Origin of the sequence: Peribacillus sp. NPDC076916 (assembly GCF_050269675.1) — a bacterium.
GTDB classification, from domain to species: Bacteria; Bacillota; Bacilli; order Bacillales; family DSM-1321; genus Peribacillus; species Peribacillus aracenensis.
The window spans coordinates 495,559-511,513 of sequence record NZ_JBNNIU010000004.1; the positions used below are offsets into that span (position 1 = coordinate 495,559).

A 15,955-nucleotide genomic window follows, 5' to 3' on the forward strand; every position below is an offset into this window, starting at 1 on the left:
TTCAGGGCATATTTCCTTTTAAGCTAGATAGTGGCAAACGATAAAGTTTATCATCCTTTTCATCAGGATTTCCTCGGCCGTCTGTATTATTGCTTATGAAATAAAGGAATTCCTCATCAACGAATACATCACGTATCCTTCCTGAGCCTGTAATGATATTAGTCAGTTTTCCGCTTTTTACATCATAACTCTTAAGCGCTTCGCCCCTTAAAGCTGCAAAATAGAGCTTTCCGTCAAAATGGGCCATGCCGGATGGAGCCCATGTATTCTCACCGGAATGAATCAATGGTGTTACCATATCAGGTTTTTGCTCTTCGCCCTCTATATCTGGCCAGCCATAGTTCTTACCTGGATCAATTTTATTTAATTCATCGTGTGACGAATTTCCGTGTTCACTTTCATATAACTGTCCTGCTGCATCCCAGGCCAGACCTTGTGGATTGCGGTGACCGTTTGAATAGACGTATGAATTCCCGAAAGGATTATCTTTCGGAATGGTGCCATCCAGGTTCATGCGCAGAATTTTCCCGCCTAAAGAATCCAGGTCCTGTGCGATTTCAGCCTTTCTTGCATCGCCTGTTGTTGCGTATAGCTTATCATCCGGTCCAATCTTGATCCTGCCACCATGGTGGTAGTCCCCGCTTGGTATTCCGTCGATTAAGGTCTCCATCTCCTGCCATTTATCATCATTTTTTTCTAAAATGACGATTCGATTGATGGAGTCCCCGCCTTCTTCATAGGTATAATAGGCGAAGGCTTGCCCGCTCTTAGAGAAATCGGGAGCTAGCAAAAATCCAAGCAACCCGGCTTCCGCTTTAGCTGACAATGTCTTTTTAAGGTTGACCTTTTGCCGTATCATCTTATCCTCGTCCCATTCAACGATTGTTCCTGCCCGCTCCGACACATACATTGTGTCGCCATTCTTCTGGATCGACCATGGGGCCTGCAGGTTCGTTACCAGCACATCCGGGTCTTCCCCTAAAGTGCCCGTCACTTCATTGTCAGGATTCGTCTGGGGTTTGCTGTCGCCATCATTCATGGTACAACCAGTTAAAATCAATGTAGCCATAAGGAAAAAAAAGAGCGATTTTTTCAAAATCTTTCCCCCTTTGATTCATGAGTTTAATAGGCTGACTGTTTAAGCACCTTTAAAATGGCCTCCGCGACACCGGCTTCATCATTCCTGCCAGTTACTTCATCACACAGTTTTTTAATTTCGAGCGGGGCATTTCCCATTGCGACAGACAAACCTACCCGTTCAAACATGGATATATCATTATAATTATCCCCGATAGCCATCGTTTCCTGCATCGAGCCGGATTTTCCATTCACATATGTTTCTAATGCCGTACCTTTTTGGGCTGTTTCACTCATGATTTCCACATTTTCACGTCCCGATGAAGTGACTGTAACTCCCTGTCCTTTCAATTTCGAAGCAATTTGATTTAATAAAGTTAAGTCCTTTGAGAAGCTGAGGATTTTATAATATTCCTCATTCGAACGGCTGAATAACTCGGAATAATCGGAAATGGAAGTTACCTGTCCAAGCTGTAAACGCTGCTCTGCATATTTCCGCATGTCCTCAGGGTCAATGTCAGGATTCGCTGTAACGAATACATCAACCAAAACAGATATTGCATTTTCATAGTCTTTAGAATAAATCCCTTGGCTCGTATATATTTCGAAATAAATCCCTTGTTCTTCGAGGAATTCAGCGACCATTTTGGCAGTGGCAGCTGACATTGGATTGGAAGCGGCAATTTTTCCGTCCTCCGTGAAGATGGCCGCACCATTTACACAGATGACAGGGCAAACGATGCCTGCTTCATCCAAGGCGAACCTAGCTTCCACATAAGATCTTCCAGTAGCAATGATCACTTCCACACCCTCGCTTTGCGCCTTCTGGATGGCATGTTTATTTTCCTCACTGACCTTTTGCATTTTGTTTAGCAATGTTCCGTCCATATCAATCGCAATCGTCTTTATCAATTCAATCGGCCCCTTTTTTCAATATAATCCCTATTTTAACCGAAAGATCGAGGATAAACACGTTTAACAAACCCGTATATATTCTTGGTGTGACTTCAGTCATTAAAAAATCCGATTATGTATATAAATAAACTGCACCTAATTAAGATAGGTGCAGTTTGTTTTCTTAATGTAGTATCGTTTTTCTATCGACATCTTTGGCCCGTTCAATAATCTGTTCTTGGATGTCTTTTTGAATGTCGTCGATGGCTGTAAAATCCATTGCCTTTACATAAATCTTTTCGAGTTCGTCATGCAGCTCTTTTGCCTTAGCCAGATTTGCTGTCGCTTCATTCATTTTCGTCCGGTACCTAGTGGAAACATCCTTTAACTGTTCTGCATATATTTCATCTGTTCCTGGCAGGATGGCCGTTTTATATATATCAATGATTTCATCCCCTCCACAACTCGGGAAATATTCATGCGGCGATGTGCTGTCAAATATGGCGATTCCAACCTCCCGGACGATTACCATGTCCAAGCTATGCGGATCGAAACCACAATGATATATTTCTACATCAAAGCCTCTTTGCTCCGCCGCCTTTGCAATCTTCTTCAGCATCGTTGATTTACCGGAACCTGGACGTCCCTTTAAAAAGTAACGTTTTTGTATTCCCTCAGTAATATTGGGGATGAAATCAACTGCACCCTTTGGTGTAGCTGCACCTAAGAATCGGTGACGAACATCCGACTTTTTATTAAGGACGATATCTCTATAAAAGCTTTCTATCAATTTATTGGTCAGCCCATTCAATTTTGCGAAATCAATATTTGCCTTATAAATGTCTTCCCATTCATCATGTATTTTCAATGCTTCAGCGAATAAGGCATATGCCTTATCGAAACTCTTGCTTCTCGCATTCGTCAACTTTATGATAGCCGCTCTTTCAGAAGCCAGCTGCTGGGAATCCCAGGCTGCTCCTAGATTGACATATTCCTCAATGGCCCCTGGTGCCTTCGGTTCAATCACATGCGGGGCGGTCCCATCCACGATCCCGATTTTCAAAGCCGGTATGATGATTCCATCAATGGAATCATTATCGGATGAACAATGTAAATACTCGATGTCAAAGCCTTTATCCAGCCATTCTTGGCCGATTTTTTTCATAATAGTCGATTTACCGGAACCAGGTCCGCCTTTTAATATGAATAATCTTTCCAGACCTTTTAAATTGGAATCATATAAGCTATAAAAACCTTTAGCCGTATTGCCCCCAGCAAAATAATTCATCACTTTTCCTGTCACTTTCACACTCTCCCTCACAATACAGATAACTTCAAGACAGCGTATGATGAAAAGACCCAATAGGTGAATACCTAAAGGCAAACATTTTATTTTATGAGGGCTACAGATTCCGCTTGGGTGACTTCCAGGAATTCTGACGGTTTTAATACAATCTGTGTACCGATTTTCCCTCCACTTACGATGATTTCAGGCAGGTTTGTTGCACTTTCATCGATAAAGGTCGGGTATTGCCTTTTCATTCCGATCGGGGAACAGCCTCCCCGAATGTACCCTGTGTATTTTTGCAGATCTTTAACCGCAAGCATTTCAATTTTTTTTGCACCTGCGGCCTTCGCTGCCTTTTTCAAGTCCAGTTCGGTTGCTACAGGGATGACAAATACGTACAGCTGCTGCGGTCCGTTATGGGTAACAAGCGTTTTAAAAACGGTTTCCGGCGCTTTTCCGATCTTGTCCGCAACAGTGATCCCGTCGATTTTTCCATCGCGGGCATCATAACTCATCATGCCATACTCTATACGTTTGTTATCAAGAATTCGCATTGCATTCGTTTTACTGGCTCCCATAAGAAGATTCCCCTTATCGTTTTCTACCATCTTACCATTTTAAAGACCTGGCAAAAAGAAAAGCACAGTGCTTATTCATCTGTGCTTTCCCTACAAATTATTCTAAATGGCGTCTTTGGAAATCAGCGATCCTCTTGTAGTCACCTTCCAATTGCCTGCTCACGGATAAATAAATCGACATTAACTCTTCATACACTTTAACGTTCTCTTCGATTGGGACAAGTTCATTCGTTTCACCAACCATACCCTCAACCTCATCAAGGCCTTCGATTTCGCCTAAAGCATATAATCCAAGAACGGCGGCACCTAAGCTCGAACTCTCAAAGCTTTCAGGAATTGTCACGTTTTGATTGAATATGTCAGCCATGATTTGGCGCCAGAGCTTCGACCGGACAAATCCGCCGCTTGCATGAATCTTCTCGGGAGCACCAGTCAGCTCCTTTACAGCAATAAGGACGCTGTACAAATTATACATGACACCCTCCAGCACTGCCCGGACCATATGGTCACGAGTGTGATGAAGCGCCAACCCAAAGAAGGAGCCCCTTGCATCGGCACTCCATAATGGTGCCCGTTCCCCTGCCATATACGGGTGGAATATCAACCCATCTGAACCAGGTGCAATATTAGAAGCCATATCCGTCAGAATCTCATAGGAGTCCTGTCCCGAAGCCTTCGCTTTTTCGATTTCCATACGGCCCAATTGATCGCGGGCCCATCGGAAGGTGATTCCCCCATTATTGACCGGTCCGCCGATTACCCAATGATTCTCAGTAAGGGCATAGCAGAATGTCCTGCCTTTGGGATCGGTAAGCGGCCGGTCACTGACGGTCCTTACCGCACCGCTCGTTCCGATTGTCACTGCCAGAACACCTGGCTTGATTGCGTTTTGCCCTAAGTTGGCAAGTACGCCATCACTCGCGCCAATCACAAACGAGGTACCAGCATGAATGTTCATTTTTGCAGCTAATTCCTCACTTAAGCCTGAGAGGATATGGGTCGTAGGGACAAGCGCCGGAAGCTTGTCAGCCCCGATTCCAGCGATGGTGAGTGCCTCTTCATCCCACTTCAGGTCATTCAAGTTGAACATGCCCGTTGCAGATGCGAGTGAATAATCCATCACATACTCATTGAAAAATTTATAGATGATGTATTCTTTTATTCCTATAAATTTTTCCGTTTCGTTAAAAATCCCGGGATGCTCATTTCTTAACCACATTACTTTCGTGATTGGCGACATTGGGTGAATGGGTGTTCCCGTTCTGTGATACAATTGCATCCCCTGTTCCGAAGCCTTCAATTTCCCCGCATAGGCAACACTTCGATTATCTGCCCATGTAATGCTATTCGTCAGCGGGTTACCGTCTTTACCAATTGCAATCAAGCTATGCATCGCCGAACTGAAGGATATGAAGCCCAGTTCTTGCTTTTCTATTCCGCTTGCAATCATAACCTCGCCTATTGCAATGATGACCGCTTTATAAATCTCCTCGGGATCTTGTTCCGCAACGGAAGGAGTTGGACTGTGAAGAGGATATCCCCTCGAACAAGATTGGACAACCTCCCCCCCTTTAGAAAAAAGAACGACCTTCGTACTCGTCGTACCAATATCGATTCCCATCATATAACCTGAATGTCCCATATTTACATCATGCTCCTTTCTCTTAAACAATTGAATTCAATAGTAAGATTAGGATAAGTGAAACGACTGATATAATCGTTTCCATAACCGTCCAAGACTTTAACGTTTGCGCGCCTGTTAAAAAAAGCTTTTTGATTATCCAAAATCCCAGCTTCACCCCCATGCATTTTTAAATGCATGGCCGGCTCCAATAATCAAGATGTTGGATCGAGTTGGGGCGAGGCAGGGCGGCCATGAATCTGCTTAGCTCTTCTTTATTAAAACCTTTAGCTCAACCTAATGTAAAGAATGAAACTACCACAGAAACATAAGGGGATGATCGGTTTTCCAATATTGAATCTTCACCAAACACAGCACCGAAAGCTCCGATCAACATTAGTAAGAACGGCATTAAAATCATGATCAAGGTAATGCCGAAACCTGGGTGCTCACGGTTATGTATATTGGAGAATTGATCCGCTAACCCCTCGGGTGCTTGTCCATCCATTCTTTTAGATATGCAGGAACCAAAAACAGGACCAGTTAACATGGGAATTCCTATTTTCACACTTGGCCATCGCCTTTCCAGACATGGTACCTAAACCGACAATGAGTACTATCTAACCAAAATTATTACCTGCCCCTGTCTGAACAGCATCTGCAACATCCGGAATATCCATACGTGCGATAATCCCTAAAACGACGGAGGCGAGAAGTAACGCAATACATGGGTGCCATTTTACTTTGGCCATGATAATGATCAAGAAAACTAAACATCTTAAATCAAGAAAGGAAAGGAATCCATAAAAGCGGGCTCTCAAAGAAAAAAGCATCGAACCAGTTCATTGTGAACTAAACTCGATACCTGATTCAGTCTTGAAATATCATTCACCAATAAAAAGAGGACCAGATCGGTGCTTGATTTCTTCCTCCAGTTGTTCAGGATAAGCAATGAGGAAGCATGTGGATGGTCCTGATGATTTTGCAATATCGACTTTATTACTTATATGCACGGAAACACCTTCACCACTTTGATCCAGATGCCCCCATTCATATGCTATCCCTTTTGAACCGACTGGAAGTGCCTGAACACCTTCCATTTCACAAAGGCTTTTATATAAAGATAACGGCGCGACCCAATCTTGCTGGTCCATTACTTCTTCTCCAACGAGCGGCCTGCCGATCAGAGCTATTTTCCGTAAAGGATGCTGCTTTTTAACGGATTCATTCGTTCGTTTACCGATCACCATAAGTCCAAGTGCTGATTGAAGAAGCGGCATGTTACTTTCAGTGCTGCCTGTAATGGGGAGATCCTCCATTCCCAATTCATTCAGCCCCTTCCTGACACCCCTGGTCAAGTCCTCCCAGGCCTGATCGCCGCAGAAATTATTTAGAACGACGGATACTGGACTCCCGCCAGCGCCCAAACATTCCATAGCGGCAACCCGAAAGGAATAATATCCAACGACCTCATAAGGGACATGGACAAGATCTTTTTCCTTCAGGCCGATTCCGCCGCTATTATCACTTGAAATAATCAAAGAATCTGATTCGGAAAATGGCAAAATCAATGAATCACTCATTCTGCGAGTCCGTCTTTAAAAATCATTTTTTTCAAGACAGGCTCCAAGCGTGGCAGTAAAAGGCCAGCCAATGCTACATTTACCGCCGTCGCTGCCGTCAATCCCGGAACCAATAACGTGTAAAAACCAGGGCTGATCAGAAATGCGAAAGGCAGGGCTAGAATGAAGGCATTACCGATAAAGAAGAGGAAAAATGCGCCTATTTTTTTTCCGTTTATATATAAAATGCTAAACATCCATGTCAGGACCGCCATTTCGACCATGATCAAAAAATGGAATGGCCCAAGTGGCATGCCGCCGAATAACGCTGAAATGATATGGCCAAGCCCAGCTACAATAGCCCCCGATACCGGTCCAAGTATGACAGCCGCCAAAAGGGCCGGAAAACTATCCAAGGCGATACTCCCGATCGGGGAAGGGATTTTAATCATTGCCCCTACCGCCGATAAGGCAATGAATATAGCAATTGCACTAATTTTTCTTACATCCATGTTTACTCTTTTTCCTTTCTTTTCCCTCCACGGAATACATTTGCGCTGCGGATATATTCCACATCTTTCACACCAAGACGGAAGTTGATCACACGTGCAACAGCAAAGAAGTAATCCGACAAACGATTTAAATATTGAAGTGATAATGGTGAAACGGCCGCACCAGACTTGATCAATGAAACGACCAATCGTTCCGCCCTTCTTGTAACGGTACGGGCGATGTGAATGGTTGCAGCCGCTTTTGAGCCGCCAGGCAGGATGAACTTTTCCAATTCCGGCGCTTCAAGTATGAAGGCATCTATTCGTTCTTCCAAATAGGTAATGGCCTCCTCCGTCAGCTTCTGTGGGGCCTTCTCGGAAACGGTTGCCAAATCACCGCCGCAGTCAAACAACTCATGCTGGATTTTCTCTAGATCGGCCAGTACATCCGTAAATATCGCTGAATCCAATTCTGTCACCGCAAGGCCGATATAGCTATTCACTTCATCGACCGTTCCATAAGATTCAACACGGATGTCATCCTTATCAAGCCGACCTCCGATTACGCTTGTTTGTCCCTTATCCCCTGTACGTGTATAGATTTTCATCCCAATTGCCTCCTCTACTTTATTTGCTGGTTCATTCCATACCAGATGATATCAACGCGGCTGGATATGGATGCTACATCTTGAAAGACCCATCCGCAGGCATCGCGCCATCTGCGATCTTTTGCTTCGATCGGGACAATGCCTTTGGAGATATCAGAACCGATCACAATGCAATTGTGTTCATCCTTTTCTTTCTCCCATATTCGCCAATCAGCCATGATTTCCTTCCATCTTTTTCGAATCGAATCTGAATCCATCTTTTCTGCATCTTGCTGAATCCATGCATCCAACCCTTGCAATACAACAGTCTTGCCTTGAAAACCAATCAATTCAGGCTGTTCTTTTCGATAACCGGATAGCCAAAGGACATCATTTTCCAAACCATACAATTGCTTTACCCATTTAGTTTTTCCATTATAGGCGCCTCCTGTAACAAAGTGCAGCGTTCTCCCCTCCTTAAGCTTTCCCGGTCTTCCCATATCAGCTCATAACCCTTGCCATGGGAAATTCCCCAATCAAAAAAGGACTTTTCCTTCGGGGCATAGCGGACCAGTAAATCACGAATTACCCCTCCATGTGTCATTAGGGCAATTCGGTTTTCCTTACAGGCAATCAAATGGTTCCAGCCATTATTCACACGCTCGGAAAATGCCGGATAGCTTTCACCCCCGGGCACAAGGGCCTCCATGGGATGTTCCAGCCAATTAAGATAATCTCGATCTGTCTTCAACTCCTGATATGTCCGACCTTCCCAACTGCCGAAGTTCATTTCACGGAACAAAGGATTTTTGACCGGAACTGCATGTGGAAACAGCAGTCGTGCAGTTTCCACACAGCGGGGCAAATCACTGCTGTGAATTTTTTCATACTTTGGGTAAGAGCCTCTTAATTCCAGTATTTCCTTTTCTCCTTTGATGCTTAATGGGGAATCGGTCCAGCCTAAGTATGCCTTTCGCTCATTTGCTTCCGTCAGCCCATGGCGAAGTAGTGTAATAGCCACAATATCAGCCATAACCAAAGCTCAACCCCTTCCACGGATGCCCCCAGTACATCCCCCGTTATCCCACCGAACCAACTGACGATTTTACGTTTTATATAAACCAGGAAAAATACCGCAGCCAGACACATGATGAAAAACAAGGTGACAAGCTTAAAATCGATGATCCAGGCAACCACCAGACTTACAAGGAGGTACACCCAATAAATGGGCAAACTGCTTTTCTTTACTGCACTTTGAAAAAAAGCACCAAGCCCCTCTTTTTTAGCCAGCGGCATCCGGATGAGCAAATAACCCATCACGCATTTGCTTAAGAGTGGAAGGGCAATGATCAAGAAGTATGTCCATTCATTTACCCTTTCGACAATTTCATAGATAAATAGAAACCGGGCGGCCAATAGGACTATGACGGAGATGACACCGAATGCACCTGTCCTGGAATCCTTCATGATTTCCAATCGCCGCTCTTTATCCTGATAGGAAAAAAAAGCATCACTTGCATCGATCCAGCCATCGAGATGCAAACCTCCCGTTAATGCCATCGTCAAAAACCAAAGGAAAAAGGCAATCGCAAGCGATGACAATGGGGTCCATTCCACGAGCGCATACAAAACACCGCCCAATATCAAGCCTAGCAAAAGACCTACCAATGGAAAGGTTTGAATGGCACGGTGAATATATTTCTTCTCCATCGGAAGCTGCTTCTTTATTGGAAAAACCGTAAAGAACTGCAGGTTAATTAAAAACCCGATCACTCCGCTCATTCCTGCATGCACCCTTTCTTCCGCAATGGAATTCCTGCTTCTACAAGATAGGCTTCATCGGCCTGCCCGACGATCGTTTGATGAAGCTGGCCCAGTGTTTTTCCGTATATATGAAGGAAATCATCCTGGAAAATCGGTTCCTGCACCAATTCATTGCTCACGACTATTAAACAGCTGGATTGTTTTCTTATCTCATTGATTCCGGATATTATTTTTGAAAAAACGCTATCTAAAAATTCTTCTTCAAGCGGAATACCAGGGCCAAATAGCTCGTTATCAAGCAGGGTTGTCAGACAATCGAGCAGAATGATGGAATCCTGATCAATGTCCTCCCCTATCCTTGTAATATCCGTTGCGTATTCGGAAGTTTTCCAAGCAATCGGGCTGCTTTCTCTATCCTTCCGGTGCCTAAGGATGCGTTCACCCATCTCCACATCACTGTTACGGCCACAGGCCAGGTAATGCAAGTTCCCATCCGTTTGGAGTGCATACTCCAGGGCTTTTCTTTCTGCGAAGCTGCTTTTACCGGAACGGACACCCCCGGTTATAAAACAGAGCCTTGCCTTACCCACTGTCTTACCCCCTCCATCAATGCTTCGTTATCATGTTCACTCTTCACTGCAAACCGAAGCCACCTTCCATCCAAACCGGGAAAATTATAGGTATGGCGCGGTACGATTCCTTTTTTCAGCAAAAAGGGGAAAAGGGATAAGGATTCATCCTTCACCAAATAAAAATTGACTGTGCTATCAGAGACATTCAACCCTTGCTCCTCATAAAACCGGAATAGTTTTTGCTTTTGCCCTGCAATATAGTCTCTTGTCTTTCTCATATAAGCCTCTTCTGCAAGACAGATTTTCCCTACTTCAAGTGCCACATGGTTGACGCTCCAATGCGGTTTATAATTTCTTACCCGTTTTATGATGTCAGGTGCCGCAAGCAAATAGCCCAGTCTCAAACCTGGAATTGCAAAGATTTTAGTCATTGATCTTAGAATGAGTAAATGTGGAAATATATTGATTAAAGAAGCATAACTAAAGGCATCCTCAGTAAAATCATAAAAAGCCTCATCCAGGACTACCAGGCAGTCCGCCTTTTGGCATTCAATGATCAATTCCCTAACTGCATCCCGCTCAAATGAAACACCCGTCGGATTATTAGGCGTACATAAGAAAATTGCATCATATTCGGGTAATCGGGGAATCAATCGATCCAAGTCCAATTGCCACTCAGGAGCATCAAGCTGGTGAAAATCGACCTTACATCCTGCTGCCAAACAAGCTTCAGCATATTCCACAAATGCCGGCTGAATGATTAGCACTCTTTTATTGGCTAATCCGTTCGCTACCAACATGATGATTTCAGCACCACCGTTCCCCATCAAAACGGATTGCTCAGGAAGCGCTTCTTTTTTTGCCATTGTTTTTGTCAGTTCAATGGCATGCGGATCTGGGTATTGAAGGATTCCTTCAAAAAACCCAGACCACTGTTCCTTTATGCATAAAGGCGGACCCAATGGGTTGATATTGGCACTGAAGTCGATAATCGATTCAGGCATCTCGATTTCCATCGCTTCGTAAAGATAATGAGGATTAGAGCCATGAGAAGGTAATGTCAAGAATAAGTCCCCCTAGCCATAGCATCAGCAGAAATAGAAAAGATGACCGATGCATGATGGTAATCGTTTTTGGTATATGTTTTGCTTCCAATCGAACAAGCGGAACTCCCATCCTCGCACGGTCGGAAACAATTCCTTTGTACATATTCCGGCCTCCAAGCTGTATTCCCAAAATGGCAGCAACACCTGCTTCACACCACCCGCTATTCGGGCTTGGATGTTTTTTTGCGTCATTGAATAATATCTTCCATCTGGCACCAAATCCATGATGGACGGATTTCGAGCTCAGCAACATCAGGAATCCGGTGAGGCGGCTGGGAATCCAGTTGACGATATCATCGAGCTTGGCTGAAGCCCAGCCGAATTGCCCATATTTATCATTTTTGTACCCTACCATGGAATCGCAGGTATTAATCGCCCTGTACATCATCGCGAGCGGCGCACCGCCAAATGCTGCCCAGAACATCGGTGCCGTAATCCCATCACTGGTATTTTCCGCTACGGTTTCCACGGTGCCCCTGACTATTTCGGATTCATCAAGATCAGCAGTATCACGGCCAACGATATAGGAAAGCTTTAGCCTCGCTTCAGGTAAATCCCGTTCATTAAGTGGATTGCAAACATCCATCCCAGCTTGCTTCAAGCCCTTCTGAGCTATCGTAGTGGAAATGACAACAGCTTCCCAAAGGATGCCTGCAAGCGGGTGGATCCGATAAGCCAAATAGACGGTAAGACCAGTAATCAATATCACCGCCGATACGACGATGATTAACATGAAGAATCCATTCCGTTTCTTATATGCCCCTTTATTGAATGCCAGGTCCAACTTGCTTATCATCGTTCCTATCCATTTGACTGGATGCGGCCAATTTGGCGGATCACCAATTAATAGATCAAGGAAAAACGCCAGCGTAACTGCAAAAAGATGATGATAAATCATAAATCCTCAATCCGTTTCCGAGTATTCTTTACTGCTTCCACTGTACAATCATAAACACCGCGGCTGATCAGCTTCCCTAACGGAGTGATGGTGCCCGCATATTGAAGCTTTGCCCCTCTTTGAGTTGCCGCAATCAAAATGCTGTCTGTCGATGTTCCTGTTGCACATGTATTTGTCACCTTATCCATGACATGCAAATCATGAAGTGCCTTTACCTTTGCCTCGGTCGCAGTAACTATGCTGTGGATGAAAGCCTCTTCTGCCAAATGGCCATTTACGAATATCCAAGTATTTATCGTTCCTGGAGCGGAACTCCAAGAATGCCGGTCTGCTAAGGAAGCGTCGATGGCATTGCCTACACCAGCCGTCACGATAATGAAAACCGAGAAATCTTCAGCTCTAAATAGCTTGAAAGCAACCGTGTCGAGAAAGACGGCTGTCATCATCCCTACCGTTTCCTGAGGTTCAAAACCATGAGTCCTTAAATAGTCGGCCATTTCAACATGATGATCCTCGCAATCATAACCATGATGGACGTGCCTATTCACAAAATATTTATGCCAGCCCGTCCCTGAACCAGTCACTCCAGAAGACATCGTTCTAAGCGGAATCGGAGAATCCAATTGAATCATCTCTTGACCGACTGTCAAATAAGAAACATCGATTTCCAATGGGATAGAATCATGGCCATGCTTTTCCGGAACGATGAACATCTGCGGTTTCGGAAGGGCGGGATGTGGATGTTTTTCGATCGTCGTATGATATACATCCTGAATCCGTTCCTGTTGGAGCACTTCGTTCGGCACATCAACAACCTGAATCTGCCCTTTCTCAAGCAACATAAGCCGATCACAATATAATCCAGCCAAATTCAAATCATGAAAAATTGAAATAACGGTCAACTTCTGCTCTTTTGCCATTTTCCTCATTAAATCCAGAAGATCTTTTTGATAGGAGAGATCCAAGTGGTTCGTAGGTTCATCCAAAAAAAGGATTTCCGGCTCTTGGGCAAGTGCCTGTGCCAGCAAGACCCTTTGTCTCTCCCCCCCTGATAATCGTTCAAAATGAAGGTCCTGAAAATCAGCTACTCCCGTTTGTTCCATAACTCGTTGGACAATCGATTCATCTTCTGCGGACCAACTATGGAACCAACCGGATTGATGGGCATACCGACCAAGTGAGACCGTCTCTTTTACTGTATAGGAGAAAGCTAATGAGGAATGTTGAGGGAGCACAGCAATGACCTGTGCAAGTTGTTTTGACGAATAATCCTTCAAATCCCTACCTCTAATGCGTACGCTTCCGCCTTTATAATCGAGCACCCCGCTAAGCATGCTTAAAAGCGTCGTTTTTCCGCTGCCATTTGGACCAAGAATCCCGAATAATTCCCCTTTATGTACATCAAAAGAGACAGAGTCCAAAACAGCTTTGTTATGATATCCACCTGTTAACCCTCTTACTTCAAGCATCCGTTTTTACCCTTCTCTCCGTCTCTTTAATAAAATCAGCGCAAATGCAGGTGCCCCGATAAGTGAGGTGATCACCCCGATCGGCAGTTCCGATGGGGCAATGATCGTTCGTGCCACAAAATCCGCCAATATTAAGAATCCGCTTCCTACCAACAATGACAACGGAAGTAGATGTTTATGGTCAGGCCCCCAAATCTTTCGGACAAAATGAGGAATGACCAATCCTACAAAGCCAATCGCCCCTGAAACGGCAACGGCTGCCCCTGTCAATGTCGAACCGGCTATCAAGATCCACATTTTCCGCCGCTTAACATTCACACCTAAGTGCTTTGCCCGGTCTTCCCCGAAAGTCATCGCATTCAATTCACTTGTATTCATGATCAAAATCAATGATCCAATGATAAAAAACGGCAAAATGATTGCAATGTAATTCCAACCTCGCATTGAAACGCTTCCCATCAGCCAGCCGATGATTTGTCTTAATTCATCACCCGTCAGCGCAATCATCAATGAAATGAAGGCACTTAAAAATGAGCTGAAAATGATTCCCGTTAAAATGATCGTTTCCACTTTCATCGATCGATCCATTTTTTTTGCGAAAGTAAGTACGCAAAGCATCGTGAGCACTGAGCATAAGATGCTCAATGCCGGAAGAGTATATAAACCGATGAACGGCAGTGAAATATTCAAGAATATTGTCAATACGGCGCCGACCGATGCTCCTGATGAAATACCCAATGTGTAAGGATCAGCGAGCGGGTTCCGGAGCAGTCCCTGAAAAGCCGCACCCGCAATCGCAAGTGATGCCCCGACTAAACCCGCAAGCAATACGCGCGGCAGGCGGATGTTCATCACGATATTCGTAAGCATCACATCCGGATCAGCAGAAATCGGCAAATGGAAAATCTCCTTGCCGATTATTTGTATAAGTACGGGAATCGGTACTGGCACCGAACCAAAGGAAATGCCTATCGTCATCGCGAATAACAAAATGAACAACGCAATCAAATAAGCAAACGCCCATTTAGTTGTCAAATTGGTTCGGATAGACTGATTTGGCAAGTTCCTCTACTCCCTCTATTAAACGTGGACCGGAACGGGTCACCAAGTCTGAATGGACATCAAAGACTTGGCCATTCTTAATAGCATTTACGCCTTGCCATCCTTTTCGGCCCGTCACTTCACTCACTGAATCTTTCGTATAGTAACCATACGTTGTAATGATGACATCCGGATTTGCAGCAATCATCGACTCTTCATCAATTTTTGCCCACCCGTCCAATTCAGCAGCAGCATTATCCGCTGATATAATGTTAAGCATCTCATTCATGAAAGTATTTTTTCCTGGTGTGTATATTTCTGGTGAAGGCGAAACTTCCACTAAAACGGTCTTCCTATCCGCTTCCTTTATGGATTTGGCCTTTTCTTGAATGTCCTTGAGCTTCGTTTTCATATCCGTAATGATTTCTTTTGCCTTATCATGTTCTCCCGTTGCCTGTCCAATCATTTCAATAGACTCATAGACTTGGTCAAAACTTTGTGCATCATTGACTACAAGGACATCTATTCCAGCATCCTTAAGTTGCTGTAAACCCTCATTTGAATTATGGGCACTTGATGCATGTGCAAGAACAAGATCCGGTTTCATGGAGACAATCAGCTCCGTGTTCATTTCCATTCCGCCAACTTTTTCAATTTCTTTCGTTTCTTCCGGGTAATTATCATTATCGGATACACCAACGACATTTTTACCCAAACCAAGTGCAAAGACCACTTCCGTATTACTTGGTATCAACGAAACGATTTTCTTCGGTTTTTGTTCTATCGTCACTTTTTCCCCAGTTGCATCTTTAATCGTAATCGGGAAAGCTTCGTGTTGAGCATGATTCGTTTGCTGCTTTTCTTTTCCTTCATCAGTAGTGTCACTGCAGCCGACCATCATGCCTGCAACAAGCAACATCAACAGTATCAGACCAAAAATTTTCTTCATTTTCATTCCCCACAATCTTTTTATTTAATTTCTTTCCACTTAATAATCCCGGAAGATG

Annotated in this window: 20 protein-coding genes; all 20 read right to left on the minus strand. The window is 44.2% G+C overall.

Translation table 11 applies throughout. The annotated features are described in order from the left end of the window. Position 1: 1 nt before the first annotated feature. The 20 genes from ACQKFG_RS16155 to ACQKFG_RS16250 all read right to left on the minus strand — a co-directional run bounded on the left by ACQKFG_RS16155 (position 2) and on the right by ACQKFG_RS16250 (position 15,903). Positions 2-1,096, minus strand: coding sequence for a PQQ-dependent sugar dehydrogenase (locus ACQKFG_RS16155; RefSeq protein ID WP_427560589.1), 1,095 nt, complete (start codon positions 1,094-1,096; stop codon positions 2-4). A 26-nt stretch (positions 1,097-1,122) separates the two neighbouring features. After that, complete coding sequence (locus tag ACQKFG_RS16160) at positions 1,123-1,989, minus strand: Cof-type HAD-IIB family hydrolase (RefSeq protein ID WP_192207303.1); 867 nt, start codon at positions 1,987-1,989, stop codon at positions 1,123-1,125. Positions 1,990-2,155: 166 nt separating this feature from the next. Beyond that, positions 2,156-3,274, minus strand: coding sequence for a PRK06851 family protein (locus ACQKFG_RS16165; protein ID WP_427560592.1), 1,119 nt, complete (start codon positions 3,272-3,274; stop codon positions 2,156-2,158). 86 nt (positions 3,275-3,360) lie between these two features. Beyond that, positions 3,361-3,837 carry a Cys-tRNA(Pro) deacylase gene (gene ybaK / locus ACQKFG_RS16170; RefSeq protein WP_063234213.1) on the minus strand — a complete coding sequence of 159 codons (477 nt, stop codon included), beginning with the start codon at positions 3,835-3,837 and terminating at the stop codon, positions 3,361-3,363. 97 nt (positions 3,838-3,934) lie between these two features. Then, positions 3,935-5,479, minus strand: coding sequence for a gluconokinase (gene gntK / locus ACQKFG_RS16175; protein WP_427560596.1), 1,545 nt, complete (start codon positions 5,477-5,479; stop codon positions 3,935-3,937). A 22-nt stretch (positions 5,480-5,501) separates the two neighbouring features. Then, positions 5,502-5,642 carry a hypothetical protein gene (locus ACQKFG_RS16180; RefSeq protein WP_342614846.1) on the minus strand — a complete coding sequence of 47 codons (141 nt, stop codon included), beginning with the start codon at positions 5,640-5,642 and terminating at the stop codon, positions 5,502-5,504. 108 nt (positions 5,643-5,750) lie between these two features. After that, positions 5,751-6,026, minus strand: coding sequence for a hypothetical protein (locus ACQKFG_RS16185; RefSeq protein ID WP_427560599.1), 276 nt, complete (start codon positions 6,024-6,026; stop codon positions 5,751-5,753). A 52-nt stretch (positions 6,027-6,078) separates the two neighbouring features. After that, the gene (locus tag ACQKFG_RS16190; protein WP_427560602.1) at positions 6,079-6,291 is read right to left on the minus strand and encodes a hypothetical protein; all 213 of its coding nucleotides are present in this window, start codon (positions 6,289-6,291) and stop codon (positions 6,079-6,081) included. Between the two features lie 51 nt (positions 6,292-6,342). Continuing rightward, on the minus strand, positions 6,343-7,041 hold the full coding sequence (locus ACQKFG_RS16195) for an ATP-binding protein (protein ID WP_369619694.1): 699 nt from the start codon (positions 7,039-7,041) through the stop codon (positions 6,343-6,345). Then, the gene (locus ACQKFG_RS16200; protein ID WP_192207307.1) at positions 7,038-7,532 is read right to left on the minus strand and encodes an ECF transporter S component; all 495 of its coding nucleotides are present in this window, start codon (positions 7,530-7,532) and stop codon (positions 7,038-7,040) included. Before ACQKFG_RS16200 ends, ACQKFG_RS16195 begins: the two co-directional genes overlap by 4 nt. A gap of 2 nt (positions 7,533-7,534) precedes the next feature. After that, the gene (locus ACQKFG_RS16205) at positions 7,535-8,119 is read right to left on the minus strand and encodes a cob(I)yrinic acid a,c-diamide adenosyltransferase (protein ID WP_063234218.1); all 585 of its coding nucleotides are present in this window, start codon (positions 8,117-8,119) and stop codon (positions 7,535-7,537) included. A gap of 14 nt (positions 8,120-8,133) precedes the next feature. After that, positions 8,134-8,508: a bifunctional adenosylcobinamide kinase/adenosylcobinamide-phosphate guanylyltransferase gene (locus tag ACQKFG_RS16210; protein WP_427560607.1), complete on the minus strand. Its 375-nt coding sequence runs from the start codon at positions 8,506-8,508 to the stop codon at positions 8,134-8,136. Between the two features lie 5 nt (positions 8,509-8,513). Next, positions 8,514-9,131 (minus strand): histidine phosphatase family protein, encoded by a 618-nt coding sequence (locus ACQKFG_RS16215; protein WP_427560610.1) that lies wholly within the window; start codon positions 9,129-9,131, stop codon positions 8,514-8,516. Beyond that, positions 9,089-9,880 (minus strand): adenosylcobinamide-GDP ribazoletransferase, encoded by a 792-nt coding sequence (gene cobS, locus ACQKFG_RS16220; RefSeq protein WP_427560613.1) that lies wholly within the window; start codon positions 9,878-9,880, stop codon positions 9,089-9,091. Before cobS ends, ACQKFG_RS16215 begins: the two co-directional genes overlap by 43 nt. Beyond that, positions 9,877-10,452, minus strand: coding sequence for a bifunctional adenosylcobinamide kinase/adenosylcobinamide-phosphate guanylyltransferase (locus ACQKFG_RS16225; protein ID WP_427560616.1), 576 nt, complete (start codon positions 10,450-10,452; stop codon positions 9,877-9,879). Before ACQKFG_RS16225 ends, cobS begins: the two co-directional genes overlap by 4 nt. Continuing rightward, positions 10,425-11,498 (minus strand): threonine-phosphate decarboxylase CobD, encoded by a 1,074-nt coding sequence (gene cobD, locus ACQKFG_RS16230; protein ID WP_427560619.1) that lies wholly within the window; start codon positions 11,496-11,498, stop codon positions 10,425-10,427. Before cobD ends, ACQKFG_RS16225 begins: the two co-directional genes overlap by 28 nt. Continuing rightward, positions 11,473-12,438 carry an adenosylcobinamide-phosphate synthase CbiB gene (gene cbiB, locus ACQKFG_RS16235; protein WP_427560622.1) on the minus strand — a complete coding sequence of 322 codons (966 nt, stop codon included), beginning with the start codon at positions 12,436-12,438 and terminating at the stop codon, positions 11,473-11,475. Before cbiB ends, cobD begins: the two co-directional genes overlap by 26 nt. Next, entirely contained in the window at positions 12,435-13,907 is a 1,473-nt protein-coding gene (locus ACQKFG_RS16240) for a heme ABC transporter ATP-binding protein (RefSeq protein ID WP_349728633.1), read from the minus strand. Before ACQKFG_RS16240 ends, cbiB begins: the two co-directional genes overlap by 4 nt. A gap of 6 nt (positions 13,908-13,913) precedes the next feature. Further along, positions 13,914-14,969, minus strand: a complete 1,056-nt coding sequence (locus ACQKFG_RS16245) for a FecCD family ABC transporter permease (RefSeq protein ID WP_076368413.1) — start codon at positions 14,967-14,969, stop codon at positions 13,914-13,916. Next, positions 14,932-15,903: an ABC transporter substrate-binding protein gene (locus ACQKFG_RS16250; RefSeq protein WP_427560627.1), complete on the minus strand. Its 972-nt coding sequence runs from the start codon at positions 15,901-15,903 to the stop codon at positions 14,932-14,934. Before ACQKFG_RS16250 ends, ACQKFG_RS16245 begins: the two co-directional genes overlap by 38 nt. Positions 15,904-15,955 lie beyond the last annotated feature (52 nt).

What these genes read in the sequence shown, in the direction of transcription:
- ybaK (WP_063234213.1), bottom strand. Translation starts at nt 3,837, where the DNA reads ATGGGAGCCAGTAAAACGAATGCAATGCGAATTCTTGATAACAAACGT.
- gntK (WP_427560596.1), bottom strand. Translation starts at nt 5,479, where the DNA reads ATGGGACATTCAGGTTATATGATGGGAATCGATATTGGTACGACGAGT.
- ACQKFG_RS16180 (WP_342614846.1), bottom strand. Translation starts at nt 5,642, where the DNA reads ATGGGGGTGAAGCTGGGATTTTGGATAATCAAAAAGCTTTTTTTAACA.
- ACQKFG_RS16190 (WP_427560602.1), bottom strand. Translation starts at nt 6,291, where the DNA reads ATGCTTTTTTCTTTGAGAGCCCGCTTTTATGGATTCCTTTCCTTTCTT.
- ACQKFG_RS16195 (WP_369619694.1), bottom strand. Translation starts at nt 7,041, where the DNA reads ATGAGTGATTCATTGATTTTGCCATTTTCCGAATCAGATTCTTTGATT.
- ACQKFG_RS16200 (WP_192207307.1), bottom strand. Translation starts at nt 7,532, where the DNA reads ATGGATGTAAGAAAAATTAGTGCAATTGCTATATTCATTGCCTTATCG.
- ACQKFG_RS16205 (WP_063234218.1), bottom strand. Translation starts at nt 8,119, where the DNA reads ATGAAAATCTATACACGTACAGGGGATAAGGGACAAACAAGCGTAATC.
- ACQKFG_RS16215 (WP_427560610.1), bottom strand. Translation starts at nt 9,131, where the DNA reads ATGGCTGATATTGTGGCTATTACACTACTTCGCCATGGGCTGACGGAA.
- cobS (WP_427560613.1), bottom strand. Translation starts at nt 9,880, where the DNA reads ATGAGCGGAGTGATCGGGTTTTTAATTAACCTGCAGTTCTTTACGGTT.
- cbiB (WP_427560622.1), bottom strand. Translation starts at nt 12,438, where the DNA reads ATGATTTATCATCATCTTTTTGCAGTTACGCTGGCGTTTTTCCTTGAT.
- ACQKFG_RS16240 (WP_349728633.1), bottom strand. Translation starts at nt 13,907, where the DNA reads ATGCTTGAAGTAAGAGGGTTAACAGGTGGATATCATAACAAAGCTGTT.
- ACQKFG_RS16250 (WP_427560627.1), bottom strand. Translation starts at nt 15,903, where the DNA reads ATGAAAATGAAGAAAATTTTTGGTCTGATACTGTTGATGTTGCTTGTT.